Origin of the sequence: Psychroflexus salinarum, assembly GCF_042677225.1 — a bacterium.
In the GTDB taxonomy this organism is placed as follows: Bacteria; Bacteroidota; Bacteroidia; order Flavobacteriales; family Flavobacteriaceae; genus Psychroflexus; species Psychroflexus salinarum.
In genome coordinates this window covers 78,355-93,604 of the sequence record NZ_JBHTIV010000006.1, presented here as the reverse complement: position 1 = coordinate 93,604, position 15,250 = coordinate 78,355, and the positions used below count along the sequence as shown (strand labels likewise).

Genomic DNA, 15,250 nt, shown 5'->3' with positions numbered 1-15,250 from the left:
TGTTAAATTAAATAATGATTACATAACGAAATCGTTATCGTTGAGTTTAAATGATGACAAAATCTCACCTTCTTTTAAAGTAGTGTGTTTTTTGAATTTTAATGATTGATTCTGCGCATCAATCACACGATGACCGTAAAATAATTCAAGATTATCAATTTTTTCTATAAAAGGAATAAATTCAATCTTATCATCAATTAAAGTTTCCTGGTATTGAACTGCTAAATCTAAAGTTCTATTGCCCTTCAAAATATTTTTAATGATAAGGTCATAATAAAGTTTGTCATTTTCTGGAATTGCAAAATATTCGTTAGTTGATTTTAATTCTTCATCATTTACAACGTCGATGATCATATTTAATAAAGAAATAAAAATATATTTTCGAGTCTCTTCACGTTCATAATCAGAAGGAAAATGACCAGCTTCAAAGAGAACAGTTGGTGTTCCATTTTTTTGAAAAAAATCTCCTATACAATTGATATTAAATCCATCATCATATCTTCCTATTTGACCTGGTATAAATTTTTGAAGCAGCTGGTTTGCGGATGAAATCAAACTCATAGATTTCTTTCTAATTTGATTTATGTCTCGAGTTTCATTAAAAGAAGGTGAAAGGAAAGATAGTGTAGCTGGTTTATTGGTCTTTCCGGCGCTAAATATCGTTCGCTGATCATGCATATTGAAGCAAACATCAGGTTTAAAATTAGAATATATAGTTTGCAAAACTTTGCTTTCAGCTTGAGTTTTTTGAAATGCATCTCTATTTAAGTCAACGCCATTAGAATTGACCCTTGTATAATTCACAGCACCATCTGGATTCAGAACTGGAATAATAATTAGTCTACATTTCTCAAATAATTCTTTAGTAAATTCATCATTAAGATTTAAATAATTTAATAAATCGAAAACTGATTTTGTAGTGGTGGTTTCATTACCATGCATCTGTGACCAAATCAAAATCTTTGTTTTTCCTTTACCTAAATGAAAAGAAGTTATAATCCGGCCTTCTTCAGAACAACCTTCATTTTTAATTTTGAACTTATAAGACAGAGATCTCAGATTTTGCAATACATCATCTTCTTTAAGGTATCTGCCGTATAACTTAGAACTTTTAAATTTAGAGTAATCTTTAAGTAAAATTGAAAACTGTGGTGCTTGTAATTTCATGTTTACAAATGTATTAAAATCAAAATACACATTTGTAAACAATTGTAAAGTTCATTATCTTTACAATTGTAAACTTATTCGTTAAGCTTATTACTATCTAACCTGTACTGGGTTGGAAATATTCCTTCAAGCACTAATTTTATATTTAAAATACTATAAAATAGGAATATAATACTAATTACTTAAACTATTACTTTAAATAATATTGAGGTTATTAAGATATTTTATTCTTTAACTGTTTATTATTGTATACATTAGTCACCTGATAAAAATATTTACTTTTAAGTAATTTACAATGGTAAACAGTGATGAATTTTCGAATAGGTTAAAAGAAATTTTTGATTATTATGACCTATCTGCATCCTCCTTTGCGGATAAAATAGATGTCGGTAGAGCTTCTATCTCTCACATTCTTTCTGGGAGAAATAAACCTAGCTTAGACTTTGTTATGAAAGTAGTTTCTACTTTTGAAGAAGTTGAGTTGTATTGGTTATTAAATGGAAAAGGAAGTTTTCCTCCTACTGGTCGAAAAGATGATGACGAGATGGGGAATAAAACAGAATACAAAAGTGAGAGCAAAGAAAAGATAACTGAAAAGCTAGCATCAATTGATAAAGAAATAAATAAATCGTCCTCTACTGCAAAGAGAATAAATAAAGTAATTATTTTTTATTCTGATGGGAGTTTTGAATCCTATGAAAATTATCCTAAAAACTAAAGCAGTCTATTCATTTGGATTATTTTCGCACAAAAAACTAAATGCGTTATTTACTAGTACTTCTGAGTTTAAGTTTTGTGTCTTGTTATAACCCTCAACGCGAATGCAAGGATTTTAAAACAGGAACTTTTGAATTTGAAACTTATTTGGATGGAGATTTAGTAAAAACCACTTTTATTAGAAATGATTCTATTGAAGTTGAGATCTACAAAAATAAGAAAGACACAGCTTCAATTCGTTGGATTAACGATTGTGAGTATGTCTTAAAATCTATAAACCCCAAAAATAGAACTGAACAACAGCGTATTCATATGAAAATTCTTTCCACTGCAAATAATTCTTATACATTTGAGTACAGTATAGTGGGAAAAAATAAAAAGCAAAAAGGGCGTGTAACTAAAATAGACTAGTCAAACAGTGAAGATTGTTGATTACCATGCTTATCATCGTCTATTTGATTTTCTTCTTTTTCTGGTGTTTCTTCTTCATAAGGCAATGGATCTATTAAATCAATCTGCTTAACGTTTTCAGAAGTTAGTTGATTTCCTTGAGCTTTAATACCTTTTACAGATATAAATTCTTCAATATTTACAGTTTCATTCTCCTTTCTATCTTTACCTCTGGCCTTTTTATATTCTATCTCAATTCTAGGAATATAATCTGTTGAGATAACTTCTAGCTGTGAGTTTGGATGGTCTGTTATGATTAAGTCTTCTTTCTCAGGTTGATCAATTACAAAACGTTTGACATAATATCGTTCCTTTTCTCCTTCCCAGTAAACTGCAGATATGGGTTTCTTTGGATTCCATTTTTCCATGATTATAACGTCATTTTCAAAATGAGTAGACAATTCTGGAATAATGGTTTTGACAATTCCATTTTGTCTTACTATAAGAAGTCTGTCTTCGCCTTTGAATGCGCCTAGAAGTTCTCCACGTTCATCTACATTGAGACGTCTAACTGTTTCATCAAACCAAATCTTACGAGGCTTAAGTGTAGAAACACCTTCTTCTTTCATCTCGACATTTTTAATTGGCATTTTAGAAACCAGATTCCCTTTTACATTTCTTCCCTTTATAGCCAGGTCGGAGAAATCAATGTCGAATTTTAAGCGTTTCAGTCCTTTTTTCTGTCTTAAGAAAACAGTCACTAGCTCTGCTTCACCGTTTGGATTAGCAGAAAAGTATAAAACCTTAGTGCCTGGCTTATCTTTTCCTACGCTGTAAGCTCTATCCCTAGTGATTGAGGTTACAGCAAAGCGTTTCATATAGTTGTATCCAGATTTACCATCTCTGTAAATAAGATTGTAAATAGTTCGTTTATCTTTTTTCTTAAAGATCCCTACATAAATAATGTTTTTGCCTATAAAAGTTTTACCCTCAACTTTAGTAACCATCATGGTTCCGTCTTCTGTGAAGCAAATGATGTCGTCTATATCACTACAATCGGTTACATACTCCTCTTTTTTCATGGAAGTACCAATAAAACCTTCACTCCTATTAACATAGAGTTTTGTATTTCTGATAACTACCTTGGTAGCTTCAATATCTTCAAAGAGCTGGATTTTTGTTTTACGTTCTTTTCCAGCACCGTATTTTTCTTTGAGATTTTTAAAATAATTAATAGAGTAATCAATTAAATGATTTAAATCATGCTTTACATTTTCAATATCACCTTCCAGAGCTTCAATTTTTTGTTCGGCTTTATCAAGATCAAATTTTGAAATTCTTTTAATCTTTATTTCAGTTAATCTTGTGATATCATCTCTTGTGATTTCGCGTTTCAAATGCTTAATGTGAGGCTGTAAGCCAAGATTGATAGCCTCCAGGACACCTTCCCAGGTTTCTTCTTCCTCTATATCTCTATAAATCCTTTTTTCAATAAAAATCTTCTCAAGGGAAGCAAAATGCCATTGTTCTTCAAGCTCTCCAAGCTTTATTTCTAATTCAGTTTTTAATAAATGAACCGTATTCTCTGTACTTCTTCTCAAAAGTTCCGAAACTCCTAAAAAATGTGGTTTATCATCTATAATGACACAGCTTAAAGGAGAAATAGAAACTTCGCAATTTGTAAACGCATAAAGAGCATCTATTGTTTTATCTGGCGAAATATTATTGGGTAAATGAATTAGAATCTCAACTTCAGAAGAAGTATTATCTTCAATCTTTTTAATTTTAATTTTTCCCTTGTCATTAGCTTTTAGTATTGAATCAATGAGGGTTGAAGTATTCGTAGAGTAAGGAATTTCGTTGACGACGAGCAGATTTTTATCTCTAATCTCAATATTTGCTCTTACTCGAAGTTTTCCACCTCTTAATCCATCATTGTAATTGGAAACATCGACAACACCACCGGTTGCAAAATCAGGAAATATACTAAAGCGTTTACCCTCAAGATGTTTAATAGATGCTTCTATCAGTTCAATAAAATTATGAGGTAAAATTTTTGTACTCAATCCTACTGCGATCCCTTCTGCACCTTGGGCAAGAATCATTGGGAATTTTACAGGGAGGTTTACAGGCTCTTGTTTTCTTCCATCATAGGAGATTTGCCATTCCGTGGTTTTAGGATTGAAAACTACATCCAGTGCAAATTTTGATAAGCGAGCTTCAATGTATCTGGAAGCCGCAGCACTATCCCCAGTAAGAATGTTACCCCAATTTCCCTGAGTGTCGATAAGAATATCTTTTTGACCTATTTGAACTATAGCATCTCCAATACTTGCATCCCCATGAGGGTGATACTGCATCGTATGACCTACAATATTTGCAACTTTAGTATAACGACCGTCATCCAAATCTTTCATAGAATGTAAGATTCGACGGTGAACAGGTTTGAAACCGTCTTCAATAGCAGGGACAGCTCTTTCTAAAATTACATATGAAGCATAATCCAAAAACCATTCTTGGAACATGCCTGTGACTTTTATAGATTCGTCTTTAGCAGTTGGATCAAAATCATCTTGAGAATCAGAAGTTAAATCTAAATCGTCACTCATAGGTTAGTTTGGTTTTTTGCTATTATTTTATCAAGAGATAATTTGAGATATCTTGTTTTTTTCGGACTCAACATGCTGATATTAATATTGAAGTTTTTATGCGAATTTTTAGTTGAACACAAAACAATTAATCTTCTGTAAAACAATAAGTTATATATTTTGTAGCTACTTATTTTTTCTTTTTTTACTTCATGGATTTTTGTCCTGTAATTGATGAATTCAGATAAAATTGCTCCTCTATTCAAAAATGAGACAAGACTTCCTTCGCTATCATATTCAAAGTATTTTCCAGCAAAATAAATGTAAATTAACCACAAACCTACCAATATAAGAGCAGCAAAATAATATTTGTCTGAGGGGAAAAGCTGTCTGCCTAATTGTTGATTTAAAAATATAATAAGTAAAAAAAGTATTACTGAAAAGTAATACACACCAGGAATTATTTTGACTAATCTATGATTACTTAACCTCATGAATTTCTTCTTCAACCTCCTCAACGAGGTCAATTTCTACTTTCAAGTTATCAATAATAAAGTTTTGACGATCTGGGGTATTTTTACCCATATAAAACTCTAAAATCTCTGGTATGCTTTTATATTTATCCAACATTACAGGGTCCAAACGAATATCATCACCAATAAAATTTTTAAACTCATCTGGTGAAATCTCACCTAAACCTTTAAAGCGAGTTATTTCTGGCTTCCCTCTTAGAGTTTTAATAGCTTCCCTCCTTTCGGTTTCAGAGTAACAGTAAAAGGTTTGCTTTTTATCTCTAACTCTAAAAAGTGGTGTTTGTAAAATATATAAATGCCCTTCCTTAATCAATTCTGGGAAAAACTGAAGGAAGAAAGTAATAATCAATAACCTAATATGCATTCCATCTACATCAGCATCTGTTGCAATTACGATATTATTATAACGTAAATCTTCAAGGGAATCCTCAATATTCAAGGCTGCTTGCAAAAGATTGAATTCTTCATTTTCATAGACTATTTTTTTGCTTAGTCCATAAGAATTTAGTGGTTTTCCTTTAAGACTGAATACTGCTTGAGTATTGACATCCCTTGATTTAGTAATACTTCCGCTTGCAGAATCACCTTCTGTAATGAAAAGTGTGGTTTCCAAATAACCTTCCTTTTTGGTATCTTCAAGATGTATCCTACAATCTCTAAGTTTCTTATTATGAACACTTGCTTTCTTAGCTCTGTCTTTTGCCAGTTTACGAATGCCAGAAAGATCTTTGCGTTCCTTTTCGGCACGAAGAATCTTTTTGTGTAACTGTTCTGCAGTTTCGTTATTTTTATGAAGAAAGTTATCTAACTTCTGCTTCATAAAATCCATGATATAAGTTCGTACCGTTGGCAAGTCCCCTCCCATATCTGTAGAACCAAGCTTAGTTTTGGTTTGACTTTCAAAAACAGGCTCCATGACCTTGATGCTGATGGCAGAAACTATCGATTTTCTAATATCACTAGGGTCGAAATTCTTTTTGTAAAAATCTCTTATTGTTTTAACAATTGCTTCCCTGAAAGCCGTCTGATGAGTTCCGCCTTGTGTTGTATTTTGGCCATTCACAAACGAATGGTATTCTTCAGAATACTGTGCCTTACTAAAGGTAATGGCAACTTCGATATCATTCCCTTTCAAATGAATAATCGGAAACAAACGATCTTCCTCTCTTATTCTATCGCTTAATAAATCTTTTAATCCTTCTTCTGAATAAAATTTTTCCCCGTTAAAAAGAATGGTCAAACCAGGATTGAGGTAGACATAGTTTTTAAGCATTTTCTCAATATATTCATTTCTGAAATTATATTTTTTGAAAATGACTTCATCTGGGATAAAAGTAACTTTGGTTCCTCGTCGTCTTGAAGTTTCATCAAGGTCTTCTTTATTCACTAAGTTTCCTTGCTCAAATTCAGCAGAAACTGACTTATTATCTCTGGTGGATTCTACTCTAAAATAGCTTGATAATGCATTAACAGCCTTGGTACCAACACCATTAAGACCAACAGATTTTTTAAAAGCGTTGGTATCGTATTTCCCTCCAGTGTTCATCTTGGATACAACATCTACAACTTTTCCCAATGGAATACCTCGACCATAATCTCTAACAATGACTTTAGAGTTCTGGATAGACACTTCTATAGTTCTACCAGACCCCATGACAAATTCATCTACAGAATTGTCTAGTACTTCTTTTAATAATATGTAAACCCCATCATCAGCTCCAGAACCATCACCGAGTTTACCAATATACATACCTGGTCGCATACGTATGTGTTGCTTCCAGTCGAGTGATTTGATGTTGTCCTCTGTGTACTTTGTTTCTTCTGTCATAAATTTTTCTCAACAGCGAAATATACTACGATTTCTTTAAAATAAAAATCTGAAGCAAATTTAAAATCTAAGAATTAGTTTAAATCCTTTTTGAGGTTTTTATTTTTACTCTAAATAAAAAACCTCCATAGCTTTGAAGCCTAGAGGTTTAAATTTTGTGATAAAAAATTTATTATTCTTTGTGCATAAAAGATTGCTTACCTAGTAATTCTTCTTCTGTTTCTTCGTGTTCTTCGTCTGGAACACAACAATCGACTGGACAAACTGCTGCACACTGAGGTTCTTCATGAAAACCGAGACACTCTGTACATTTATCTGCTACAATATAATATAATTCGTCACTAATTGGTTCTTGAGCTTCTTCAGAATTTACTTCTTTACCATTTGGAAGAACTATATCACCTTCGAGGTCGGTACCGTCAGCGTATCTCCAATCATCTGCTCCTTCATAAATTGCAGTGTTAGGACATTCGGGCTCGCAAGCACCGCAATTGATACATTCGTCTGTTATTTTAATAGCCATTTGAGTAATATTTATGTAAGTTTGTTCAAAAATAGCAACACTACAAAGGTTAGCCAAACATATGACTTTACAAACCAGAATAGAGGCATTTTCAAAACTAGGAATTTCTTTACAAAATTACGTAGATTCTAATGACTCAAGCTCTAATTTTTCACAAAAATTGACTAATGTCATACGTAATGCCGAGTTACAAAATGCTTGGTTCACTCAAGATCAAATTCATTCTGCATTACAGGAGTGGACAAAAGCTCTAACCAAAGAAAATTTATCAAATTGGCTTCAAGCCTACACAATTGAGGAGTTTAGTAAAAAAAGAGTTGCGGTGGTGATGGCAGGGAATATTCCTTTAGTTGGTTTTCACGACTTTTTGAGTGTATTGATTACAGGACATCATTTTGTTGGTAAATTATCTTCCAACGATAGTTTGTTGATTCCTTTTCTCGCTGAAGAGCTTATCGCTATGCAACCTGAGTTCAAATCTAAAATTGAATTCACAAAAGACAGATTACCAGAGTTTGATGCTGTAATTGCTACTGGCAGTAACAATACTGCTCGTTACTTTGAGTATTACTTTAAAGACAAACCACATATCATACGTAAAAACAGAAATTCAATAGTGGTTTTGGATGGAACAGAATCAAAAGAAGAATTAGAAAAATTAGGTGATGATATTTTTAAATACTTCGGGTTGGGTTGCAGAAATGTTTCCAAATTATTTGTCCCGCAAGATTATGATTTTGATGACTTTTTTAAAGCAATGTTTAATTATAAAGACATTATAAATCATCATAAATATGCCAATAATTACGATTACAATAAAGCTGTTTATCTGATGAGCTCTGTAAAATTACTTGACAATGGTTTTTTAATTTTAAAGGAAGATGAACAATTTTCTTCACCTATTGGTGTTTTGTTTTATGAAAATTATTCTAATAAAGCTCAATTGAAACAACGGCTTGAGAAGGAAAAAGAAAATATTCAATGTATCGTTGGGAAAGACAAGTTTGCTGACGCGAATTTTGGCCAAGCTCAACACCCAAAATTATCTGATTACGCAGACGGTGTAGACACCATAAAGTTTTTGATACAAAAAGATAAATAGAATGGAAAGACCTCATAATTTTAGTGCTGGACCTTGTATACTTCCTTTAGAAGTTTTTGAAAAAGCTTCACAATCAGTTATAGATTTAGATGGTTCTGGATTATCTATCTTAGAAATATCTCATAGAAGTGCTGCTTTTGTTGAAATTATTGAAAAAGCAAGAGCTCTCGCGCTAGAACAACTAAATTTAAATAATAAAGGGTATAAAGCTTTATTTATGCAGGGAGGTGCGAGTATGCAGTTTTTAATGACTGCTTATAATCTTCTTGAAAAAAAAGCAGGCTATCTAGATACTGGAACATGGTCTGCAAATGCCATCAAAGAGGCCAAAAACTTTGGGAATGTAGAAGTTGTCGCAAGTTCAAAAGACAAAAACTACAATTATATTCCAAAACAATATGAGGTACCTACAGATTTGGATTATTTACACTGCACGAGCAATAATACCATTTTTGGCACTCAGATGAAGTCATTTCCCGAAACTGTTAAAATGCCATTGGTATGCGACATGAGTAGCGATATTTTTTCCAGAGAAATAGATTACTCACAATTCGATCTTATATATGCAGGCGCACAAAAAAACATGGGTCCTGCAGGAGCAACCCTAGTCGTTGTAAAAGAAGATATTTTAGGGAAAGTTACTAGAGACATCCCTTCAATGATGAATTACGAACTCTTTATTAAGAGAGAAAGCATGTTTAACACACCGCCTGTTTTTTCTGTATATGTTTCCATGCTTACTATGGAATGGTTGGCTAGAAATGGTGGCGTTTCAGCAATTGAAAAAAAGAATCAGAAAAAATCTGAATCAATTTATTCTGAAATTGATAGAAACCCCTTGTTTAAAGGGTTTACAGAAAAAGAAGATCGTTCTATGATGAACGCTACTTTTACTTTGAAGGACGAAAAATTAGCTCCGAGATTTGACGAGCTTTGGCAATCAGCAAACATAAATGGATTGAATGGTCATAGAAGTATTGGTGGTTACAGAGCTTCGATGTATAACGCTTTGTCAATTGAAAGTGTTGAGACACTTGTTGACGTTATGAAGCATTTTGAAAAAACTATTTAAATAATTTTGAATGAAAATATTAGCAACAGATGGCTTTTCTGAAGCTGGCTCCCATTTATTAGAAGATGCAGGTCATGAAGTTATCATTAAAAATGTAGCTCCAAATCAATTAACCAGCTTTATCAATTCCAATACCATTGAAGGGATTTTAGTCAAAAGCACTACTCCACTATCAAAATCAATAATTTCTGAATTGACTTCTCTTAAGTTTATCGGGAATTGCGATAGAAACACAAGTCATATTGATTTGGATTTGGCAAATCAAAAAAACATTGAAGTTTTCCATGCAGAGCATGCCTGGAGCAATAGCGTTGCAGAATTCACAATAGCACACCTTTTGAGCTGTATGAGACACCTCAAAGACTCCAATCGAGAAATGCCACTGGAGGGAGATCAAAGTTTTAATTCCCTTAAGCGTTCATTTTCTGGAGGAATAGAAGTAAAAGACAAAACTTTAGGAATTATAGGATTTGGAAAAGTTGGACAGGAAGTAGCTAAAAAAGGTTTAGCATTAGGAATGAAAGTTAAATTTCATGATAAAAGGACAAAGTCTGCTGAATTAGAATTGAATTTTACGGATAATCAATCTATAAAGTTCAGTTTGAAATCATCTTCTTTAGACGAAGTTTTATCAACTTCAGATGTGGTAAGCCTTCACATTCCTGAATCCGAAAATTATATTATCGGCTCTAAAGAAATTCAAAAAATGAAAGCTACAGCTGGTATAATCAATACGTCTCATGGTAAATGTTTAGACGAGGTATCCTTGGTTAAGTCTCTTGATAACAATGAATTAATGTTTGGTGCATTGGACGTTTTTGAAGATGAACCCCAGCCTCCAGTTCAATTACTTATGAATCCTAAATTATCATTAAGTCCACATATCGCTGGAGCTACACAGGAAACTCAAGATAGAATAGCTGTTGAGCTCGCGAATCAAATTATTTCATTTTTGAATTAAATACCATGAAAACATTCATAATAGGATTATTAATCACACTGATTCATTTAACCTGTATGGGTCAAACTCAATCTGGTAAAGCTTCATTTTATGCAGATAAATTTGAGGGACGCCCAACAGCCAGTGGAGAGATCTACAAGCACAATCTATCAACTGCAGCTCATCGTAAGTTACCATTTGGTACTAAAGTAAAAGTGGTTAATCTTGAAAATAATAAAACTGCTATTGTAAAAATTAATGATAGAGGTCCCTTTATAAGAGGAAGAATTATCGATTTATCTAGATCTGTGGCACAGTCACTGAATATAATAGATAATGGCGTTACAAATGTACGTATAGAAGTTCTTGATGATGATGCTAATGTTTCTAATGAAAAGGCTGAGTATGTAGCTCCAAACAATCCAGAAAAAGAGGAACGCGCTTTAGAGAATACTTCTGGAATTAAAAAAAATAGATCAGAAAACTTACAGAATTCTTCTAAGAACAATGAAGAGATAAAAGAATTCTATGAACTAAATGTAGATAAAATTAATCCTGATTTTTATGGTGTACAAATAGCAAGTTTTCAAGAAAGTGATAATTTGCTTAGACTCTCCAACCGATTGAAGATTAGTTACAATAGTAAGGTTTTAATTCAAGTCAAAAGTTTTCAAGGGACAAAAGTTTATACAGTCATTTTAGGTCAGTTTAATAACAGAAGATCTGCGGAAAATTTCAGGGATAGAATACAAGATAAATATCCAGACTCATTTATTGTTGATATGATTAAAAAGGATTAACTTTATGAATGAAGTATTTTTTACCTTTTTTATTCCTCGTTAGCATTATAAGTTGTTCTGTTCAAAAAGAAAGAACTGGCAATGAATTAAATCATAACGGAAGCAAGAATGACACAATACGTATTGCTAATGACAGCCTAGAATATGAAATTATCATCTTTGAACCAGGCTTTCATTCGTGGCTTGCAACCCAAAGACCAAGAGGTTATTACAACTTAAATTACTTAGAACAACGCAATAGACTTTTTGTGATATCATACAATCAAAGAGTCTTAAATTCTTTTCAATTTGATCCAAAATTGTATCCGGAACAAATCAATTATGAATACAACAAAGATTATGGATACGAAGTAAATTACCTTCTTTATCACTATTTCGTTTATTTTCAAGAAAAATATAGGCAAAAGTTGCGATAAGCTTTTGTATTTTTGCAACATGAAAAAATTAAAAGAACGCTGGAATATTCAGTCCAACTTTCAATTGGTTATAATTTTTATAGTATTTGCTATTACAGGCTCATTATCGGCCTATTTAGCAAAACCAGTTTTATCTTTTTTGGGATTATCTCGTGATGTATTCCCAAAACATTTTGCTGGAGGCTTTTTTTATTATTCATTAAGAATTTTATTTATTTTCCCTATTTATCAAGTTTTACTTGTAGTAATTGGTACTCTATTTGGTCAAAATAAATTCTTTTGGAATTTTGAAAAGAAAATGCTTTCCAGACTTGGACTCGGTTTCCTTTTTCAATAAAAGTTAATAATGTTTATATTTTGATTAAAAACATTACTTTAGCAAAAATTTAATTGACTTTGAATTTAAAACAAATATTCAGCTTAATGTTATTTATGATATTTACGACAACTGTCGTGAATGCTCATGCATTGAGTCATTTGTTTGAAGGTAACAATTCATCAATAGAACATTGCCAAACGTGTGATGAATATGTATCGAGTAGTCAAGAAGATTATAATTTCAGTCTTCCAGTAATTCAAGAGCCAGAGTTTGAATATTTAAAAGTCGATATTGAAGTTTCAATTTCAACTTATTTGGAATGTCCTGTTATCATTAAGAAATCTGGAAAATATTATAATAAACCCCCTCCGTTTAAACTAGTCTAAAGTTTCCTAAAACCTTTATTTTTTTTTACTAGTTTAAATTTATATTATATGTATCAGAAGTTAATTCTTTTGTCATTCATTTTATTTTTTGGTTCATCATCTTTTGCTCAGGACTGTAATTACTCTATATCAGGTCAAGTTATCGATATACATGATAATTCACCTCTTCAAGGTGCTGTAGTTTCTATTACAAATCAAAATAATTTCGCTTACAGCGATAAAAACGGAAATTTTGAAATTAAAAATGTCTGTGAAGGAGATTTAAAAATTGAAGTTTCACATCCTTATTGTGAAACACAAACTAAATCCATTACACTAACACAGAATATTAAAATCAACTTTCGCCTGGAGCATCATCTTGAAGAACTTAATGAGGTCTTACTTAAAGGAAAGCTTTATGATAAAAATCTCAATTCAGCTATATCCAATCAGATAAAGACTGAAGAGCTTGAAAGTTTTAGTAATGCTTCTTTGGGAGATGCATTAAAAAGCATTAGTGGTGTTTCTTCACTCAATACTGGAAGTTCTATTGTAAAACCTATTATCCAAGGTCTTCATAGCTCAAGAGTTTTAATTATAAATGATAATGTAAGGCTTCATGACCAGCAATGGGGAGAAGATCATGCTCCAAATGTTGATATTAATTCCGCAGCAAATATTACGGTCATAAAAGGTGCGTCTGCCTTAAAATATGGTGGCGACGCAGTAGGCGGAACTATTGTAATCGAACCCCGGAAAGCTCCCATAAAAGATACTCTTATAGGTAAAACTATCTTAACTGGAGCAACAAATGGACGTGGGGGAACACTTTCTTCCAGCTTGATAAAAGCTAATGCTAATGGATTCAATTACAGAATTCAAGGAAGCTTAAAAAGACTTGGAGATTTAAAAGCTCCAGATTATCAGCTCACTAATACCGGACAACAAGGAAATAATATTAGCTTGGGAGTTGGGCTTAATAAAATAGATTATGGCATCGATTTCAGTTATAAATTAACAAATTCCGAAATCGGAATTCTAAGAGCCTCTCACATTGGCAATATTACCGACCTGGTGTTATCAATCAATAGGCAAGAACCCTTTTTTATTGATGACTTCTCTTATGACATTACAAGTCCCAAACAGGAAGTAACGCATCAAATTTTTAAGTTAAATGCCTTTAAAAAGCTAAATGACATTGGCGAAGTCAGCCTTCAGTATTCGTTTCAGAATAATGACAGACAGGAATTTGATGTAAGAAGAGGAGAATTAAGGGACGTACCTGCCATGGACATGAACTTAAAGACACACACTGTTTTAGCCCAATTGGAGTGGACAGCTGTAGAAGATTTCGATTCCAATTTTGGCTTAGAAGTAAATGCCCAGACCAATGTTCCTGATCCAGATACTGGTGTGAGACGATTGATTCCAGATTATGACATGTATTCTGCAGGCGTTTTTGCAACAACTGAATACGCTTTAAATAATAGATGGAAAATTGATGCTGGAGTTCGTTATGATTTCAGCACCATCGATGCAGAAAAATTTTATTTTGAATCCAGATGGGAAGAATTAAACTATGATAAAATTTTCCCTCAGTTTGAAACCGGATTTACTGAAAGTGGGCAACTCCTCACCACACCAAATTTTGATTATCATAATATTTCCGGGACTGTCGGTGCAACACATACGTTCAATAATAACTGGCAGTTAACTACCAACCTGAGCTCAGCCAGCAGGGCTCCTAACCCTTCAGAACTATTTAGTGACGGCCTTCACCATAGTCTGGCTAGAATAGAACTCGGTGAATTGCGAATTGATTCTGAACAATCATTTAAGATTGGAGCTGAACTCCAAGGGGCAATCCATGATTTTGGATTCAACATTCAACCCTACTTTAATTATGTGGATGATTTTATAATTCTGGAACCTTCAGGAACGGATACAACCATCAGAGGGGCATTTCCTGTCTGGCAGTACAGACAAAGTAATTCCAGGCTTTTTGGCATAGATGCTTCCTTAAGTTATACGTACCAAAACTTCGATTTAGTATCGAATTTGGCATATGTTAACGGAAAAGACCTGGAACGAGATGAAGCCCTCATCAATATGCCTCCCTTTAATATTTCTAATACTCTTACTTACAAAAAGCCAGAATGGAATGGTTTTTTTCTTTCTTTAAACAGTCAGTTAATTACGGAGCAAACTCGATTTCCAGATAATAATTTTGATGTTAGGGTCATCAATCGGACTAATGGTGAGTTTCAAGAAGAAGAACTGGATATAAGTTCACCACCAAATGCTTACCACCTACTCAATTTAAAAAGTGGAATGAAATTTAAGTTAGGTAATAAAAACTTAAGTATTAATCTTCTAGTCAATAACTTATTAAACACATCTTACAGAAGCTATCTTAATGCTTTACGATTTTATGCTGATGAAGTTGGCACGAATGCTATGTTACAGTTAAAACTCAATTATTAATTAAAA

General features: G+C 32.7%; 14 protein-coding genes. 10 read left to right on the top strand and 4 right to left on the bottom strand.

What is annotated here, in order from left to right; all coding sequences use genetic code 11:
- Positions 1-18: 18 nt before the first annotated feature.
- Positions 19-1,167, bottom strand: a complete 1,149-nt coding sequence (locus tag ACFQ0R_RS06250) for a M14 family zinc carboxypeptidase (protein ID WP_379657533.1) — start codon at positions 1,165-1,167, stop codon at positions 19-21.
- A gap of 295 nt (positions 1,168-1,462) precedes the next feature.
- On the opposite strand from ACFQ0R_RS06250, the gene ACFQ0R_RS06245 reads away from it, so the two are divergent.
- Both ACFQ0R_RS06245 and ACFQ0R_RS06240 read left to right on the top strand, forming a co-directional pair.
- Positions 1,463-1,885: a helix-turn-helix transcriptional regulator gene (locus tag ACFQ0R_RS06245; protein ID WP_379657532.1), complete on the top strand. Its 423-nt coding sequence runs from the start codon at positions 1,463-1,465 to the stop codon at positions 1,883-1,885.
- A gap of 41 nt (positions 1,886-1,926) precedes the next feature.
- Complete coding sequence (locus ACFQ0R_RS06240; protein ID WP_379657531.1) at positions 1,927-2,295, top strand: DNA topoisomerase IV; 369 nt, start codon at positions 1,927-1,929, stop codon at positions 2,293-2,295.
- On the opposite strand, the gene ACFQ0R_RS06235 is transcribed toward ACFQ0R_RS06240, so the two are convergent.
- The 3 genes from ACFQ0R_RS06235 to ACFQ0R_RS06225 form a co-directional block, all read right to left on the bottom strand.
- Positions 2,292-4,883: a DNA gyrase/topoisomerase IV subunit A gene (locus tag ACFQ0R_RS06235; protein WP_379657530.1), complete on the bottom strand. Its 2,592-nt coding sequence runs from the start codon at positions 4,881-4,883 to the stop codon at positions 2,292-2,294. The genes ACFQ0R_RS06240 and ACFQ0R_RS06235 overlap by 4 nt on opposite strands.
- 459 nt (positions 4,884-5,342) lie before the next feature.
- Positions 5,343-7,223, bottom strand: coding sequence for a DNA topoisomerase IV subunit B (locus tag ACFQ0R_RS06230; RefSeq protein WP_379657529.1), 1,881 nt, complete (start codon positions 7,221-7,223; stop codon positions 5,343-5,345).
- A gap of 172 nt (positions 7,224-7,395) precedes the next feature.
- Entirely contained in the window at positions 7,396-7,746 is a 351-nt protein-coding gene (locus ACFQ0R_RS06225) for a 4Fe-4S dicluster domain-containing protein (protein ID WP_379657528.1), read from the bottom strand.
- A gap of 61 nt (positions 7,747-7,807) precedes the next feature.
- Between ACFQ0R_RS06225 and ACFQ0R_RS06220 the strand changes: the two genes are divergently transcribed.
- The 8 genes from ACFQ0R_RS06220 (at position 7,808) to ACFQ0R_RS06185 (ending at position 15,244) form a co-directional block, all read left to right on the top strand.
- The gene (locus ACFQ0R_RS06220) at positions 7,808-8,848 is read left to right on the top strand and encodes an acyl-CoA reductase (protein ID WP_379657527.1); all 1,041 of its coding nucleotides are present in this window, start codon (positions 7,808-7,810) and stop codon (positions 8,846-8,848) included.
- A gap of 1 nt (position 8,849) precedes the next feature.
- A complete protein-coding gene (gene serC / locus ACFQ0R_RS06215) occupies positions 8,850-9,920 on the top strand; it encodes a 3-phosphoserine/phosphohydroxythreonine transaminase (RefSeq protein ID WP_379657526.1) in 1,071 nt (356 codons plus the stop codon).
- A gap of 10 nt (positions 9,921-9,930) precedes the next feature.
- Positions 9,931-10,881, top strand: coding sequence for an NAD(P)-dependent oxidoreductase (locus tag ACFQ0R_RS06210; protein WP_379657525.1), 951 nt, complete (start codon positions 9,931-9,933; stop codon positions 10,879-10,881).
- 5 nt (positions 10,882-10,886) lie between these two features.
- Positions 10,887-11,660, top strand: coding sequence for a septal ring lytic transglycosylase RlpA family protein (locus tag ACFQ0R_RS06205; protein ID WP_379657524.1), 774 nt, complete (start codon positions 10,887-10,889; stop codon positions 11,658-11,660).
- 8 nt (positions 11,661-11,668) lie between these two features.
- Positions 11,669-12,076: a DUF6146 family protein gene (locus ACFQ0R_RS06200; RefSeq protein ID WP_379657523.1), complete on the top strand. Its 408-nt coding sequence runs from the start codon at positions 11,669-11,671 to the stop codon at positions 12,074-12,076.
- A 19-nt stretch (positions 12,077-12,095) separates the two neighbouring features.
- Complete coding sequence (locus ACFQ0R_RS06195; RefSeq protein ID WP_379657522.1) at positions 12,096-12,413, top strand: DUF6787 family protein; 318 nt, start codon at positions 12,096-12,098, stop codon at positions 12,411-12,413.
- 95 nt (positions 12,414-12,508) lie between these two features.
- Positions 12,509-12,781 carry a hypothetical protein gene (locus ACFQ0R_RS06190; RefSeq protein ID WP_379657521.1) on the top strand — a complete coding sequence of 91 codons (273 nt, stop codon included), beginning with the start codon at positions 12,509-12,511 and terminating at the stop codon, positions 12,779-12,781.
- 48 nt (positions 12,782-12,829) lie between these two features.
- The gene (locus tag ACFQ0R_RS06185) at positions 12,830-15,244 is read left to right on the top strand and encodes a TonB-dependent receptor (protein WP_379657520.1); all 2,415 of its coding nucleotides are present in this window, start codon (positions 12,830-12,832) and stop codon (positions 15,242-15,244) included.
- Positions 15,245-15,250: the final 6 nt, after the last annotated feature.

Excerpts from the sequence above, each read along its gene's own strand:
- ACFQ0R_RS06230 (WP_379657529.1), bottom strand. The coding sequence starts at position 7,223 with ATGACAGAAGAAACAAAGTACACAGAGGACAACATCAAATCACTCGAC.
- ACFQ0R_RS06220 (WP_379657527.1), top strand. The coding sequence starts at position 7,808 with ATGACTTTACAAACCAGAATAGAGGCATTTTCAAAACTAGGAATTTCT.
- ACFQ0R_RS06205 (WP_379657524.1), top strand. The coding sequence starts at position 10,887 with ATGAAAACATTCATAATAGGATTATTAATCACACTGATTCATTTAACC.
- ACFQ0R_RS06240 (WP_379657531.1), top strand. The coding sequence starts at position 1,927 with ATGCGTTATTTACTAGTACTTCTGAGTTTAAGTTTTGTGTCTTGTTAT.
- ACFQ0R_RS06190 (WP_379657521.1), top strand. The coding sequence starts at position 12,509 with ATGATATTTACGACAACTGTCGTGAATGCTCATGCATTGAGTCATTTG.
- ACFQ0R_RS06235 (WP_379657530.1), bottom strand. The coding sequence starts at position 4,883 with ATGAGTGACGATTTAGATTTAACTTCTGATTCTCAAGATGATTTTGAT.
- ACFQ0R_RS06185 (WP_379657520.1), top strand. The coding sequence starts at position 12,830 with ATGTATCAGAAGTTAATTCTTTTGTCATTCATTTTATTTTTTGGTTCA.
- ACFQ0R_RS06225 (WP_379657528.1), bottom strand. The coding sequence starts at position 7,746 with ATGGCTATTAAAATAACAGACGAATGTATCAATTGCGGTGCTTGCGAG.
- ACFQ0R_RS06195 (WP_379657522.1), top strand. The coding sequence starts at position 12,096 with ATGAAAAAATTAAAAGAACGCTGGAATATTCAGTCCAACTTTCAATTG.
- ACFQ0R_RS06200 (WP_379657523.1), top strand. The coding sequence starts at position 11,669 with ATGAAGTATTTTTTACCTTTTTTATTCCTCGTTAGCATTATAAGTTGT.
- ACFQ0R_RS06250 (WP_379657533.1), bottom strand. The coding sequence starts at position 1,167 with ATGAAATTACAAGCACCACAGTTTTCAATTTTACTTAAAGATTACTCT.
- serC (WP_379657526.1), top strand. The coding sequence starts at position 8,850 with ATGGAAAGACCTCATAATTTTAGTGCTGGACCTTGTATACTTCCTTTA.
- ACFQ0R_RS06245 (WP_379657532.1), top strand. The coding sequence starts at position 1,463 with ATGGTAAACAGTGATGAATTTTCGAATAGGTTAAAAGAAATTTTTGAT.
- ACFQ0R_RS06210 (WP_379657525.1), top strand. The coding sequence starts at position 9,931 with ATGAAAATATTAGCAACAGATGGCTTTTCTGAAGCTGGCTCCCATTTA.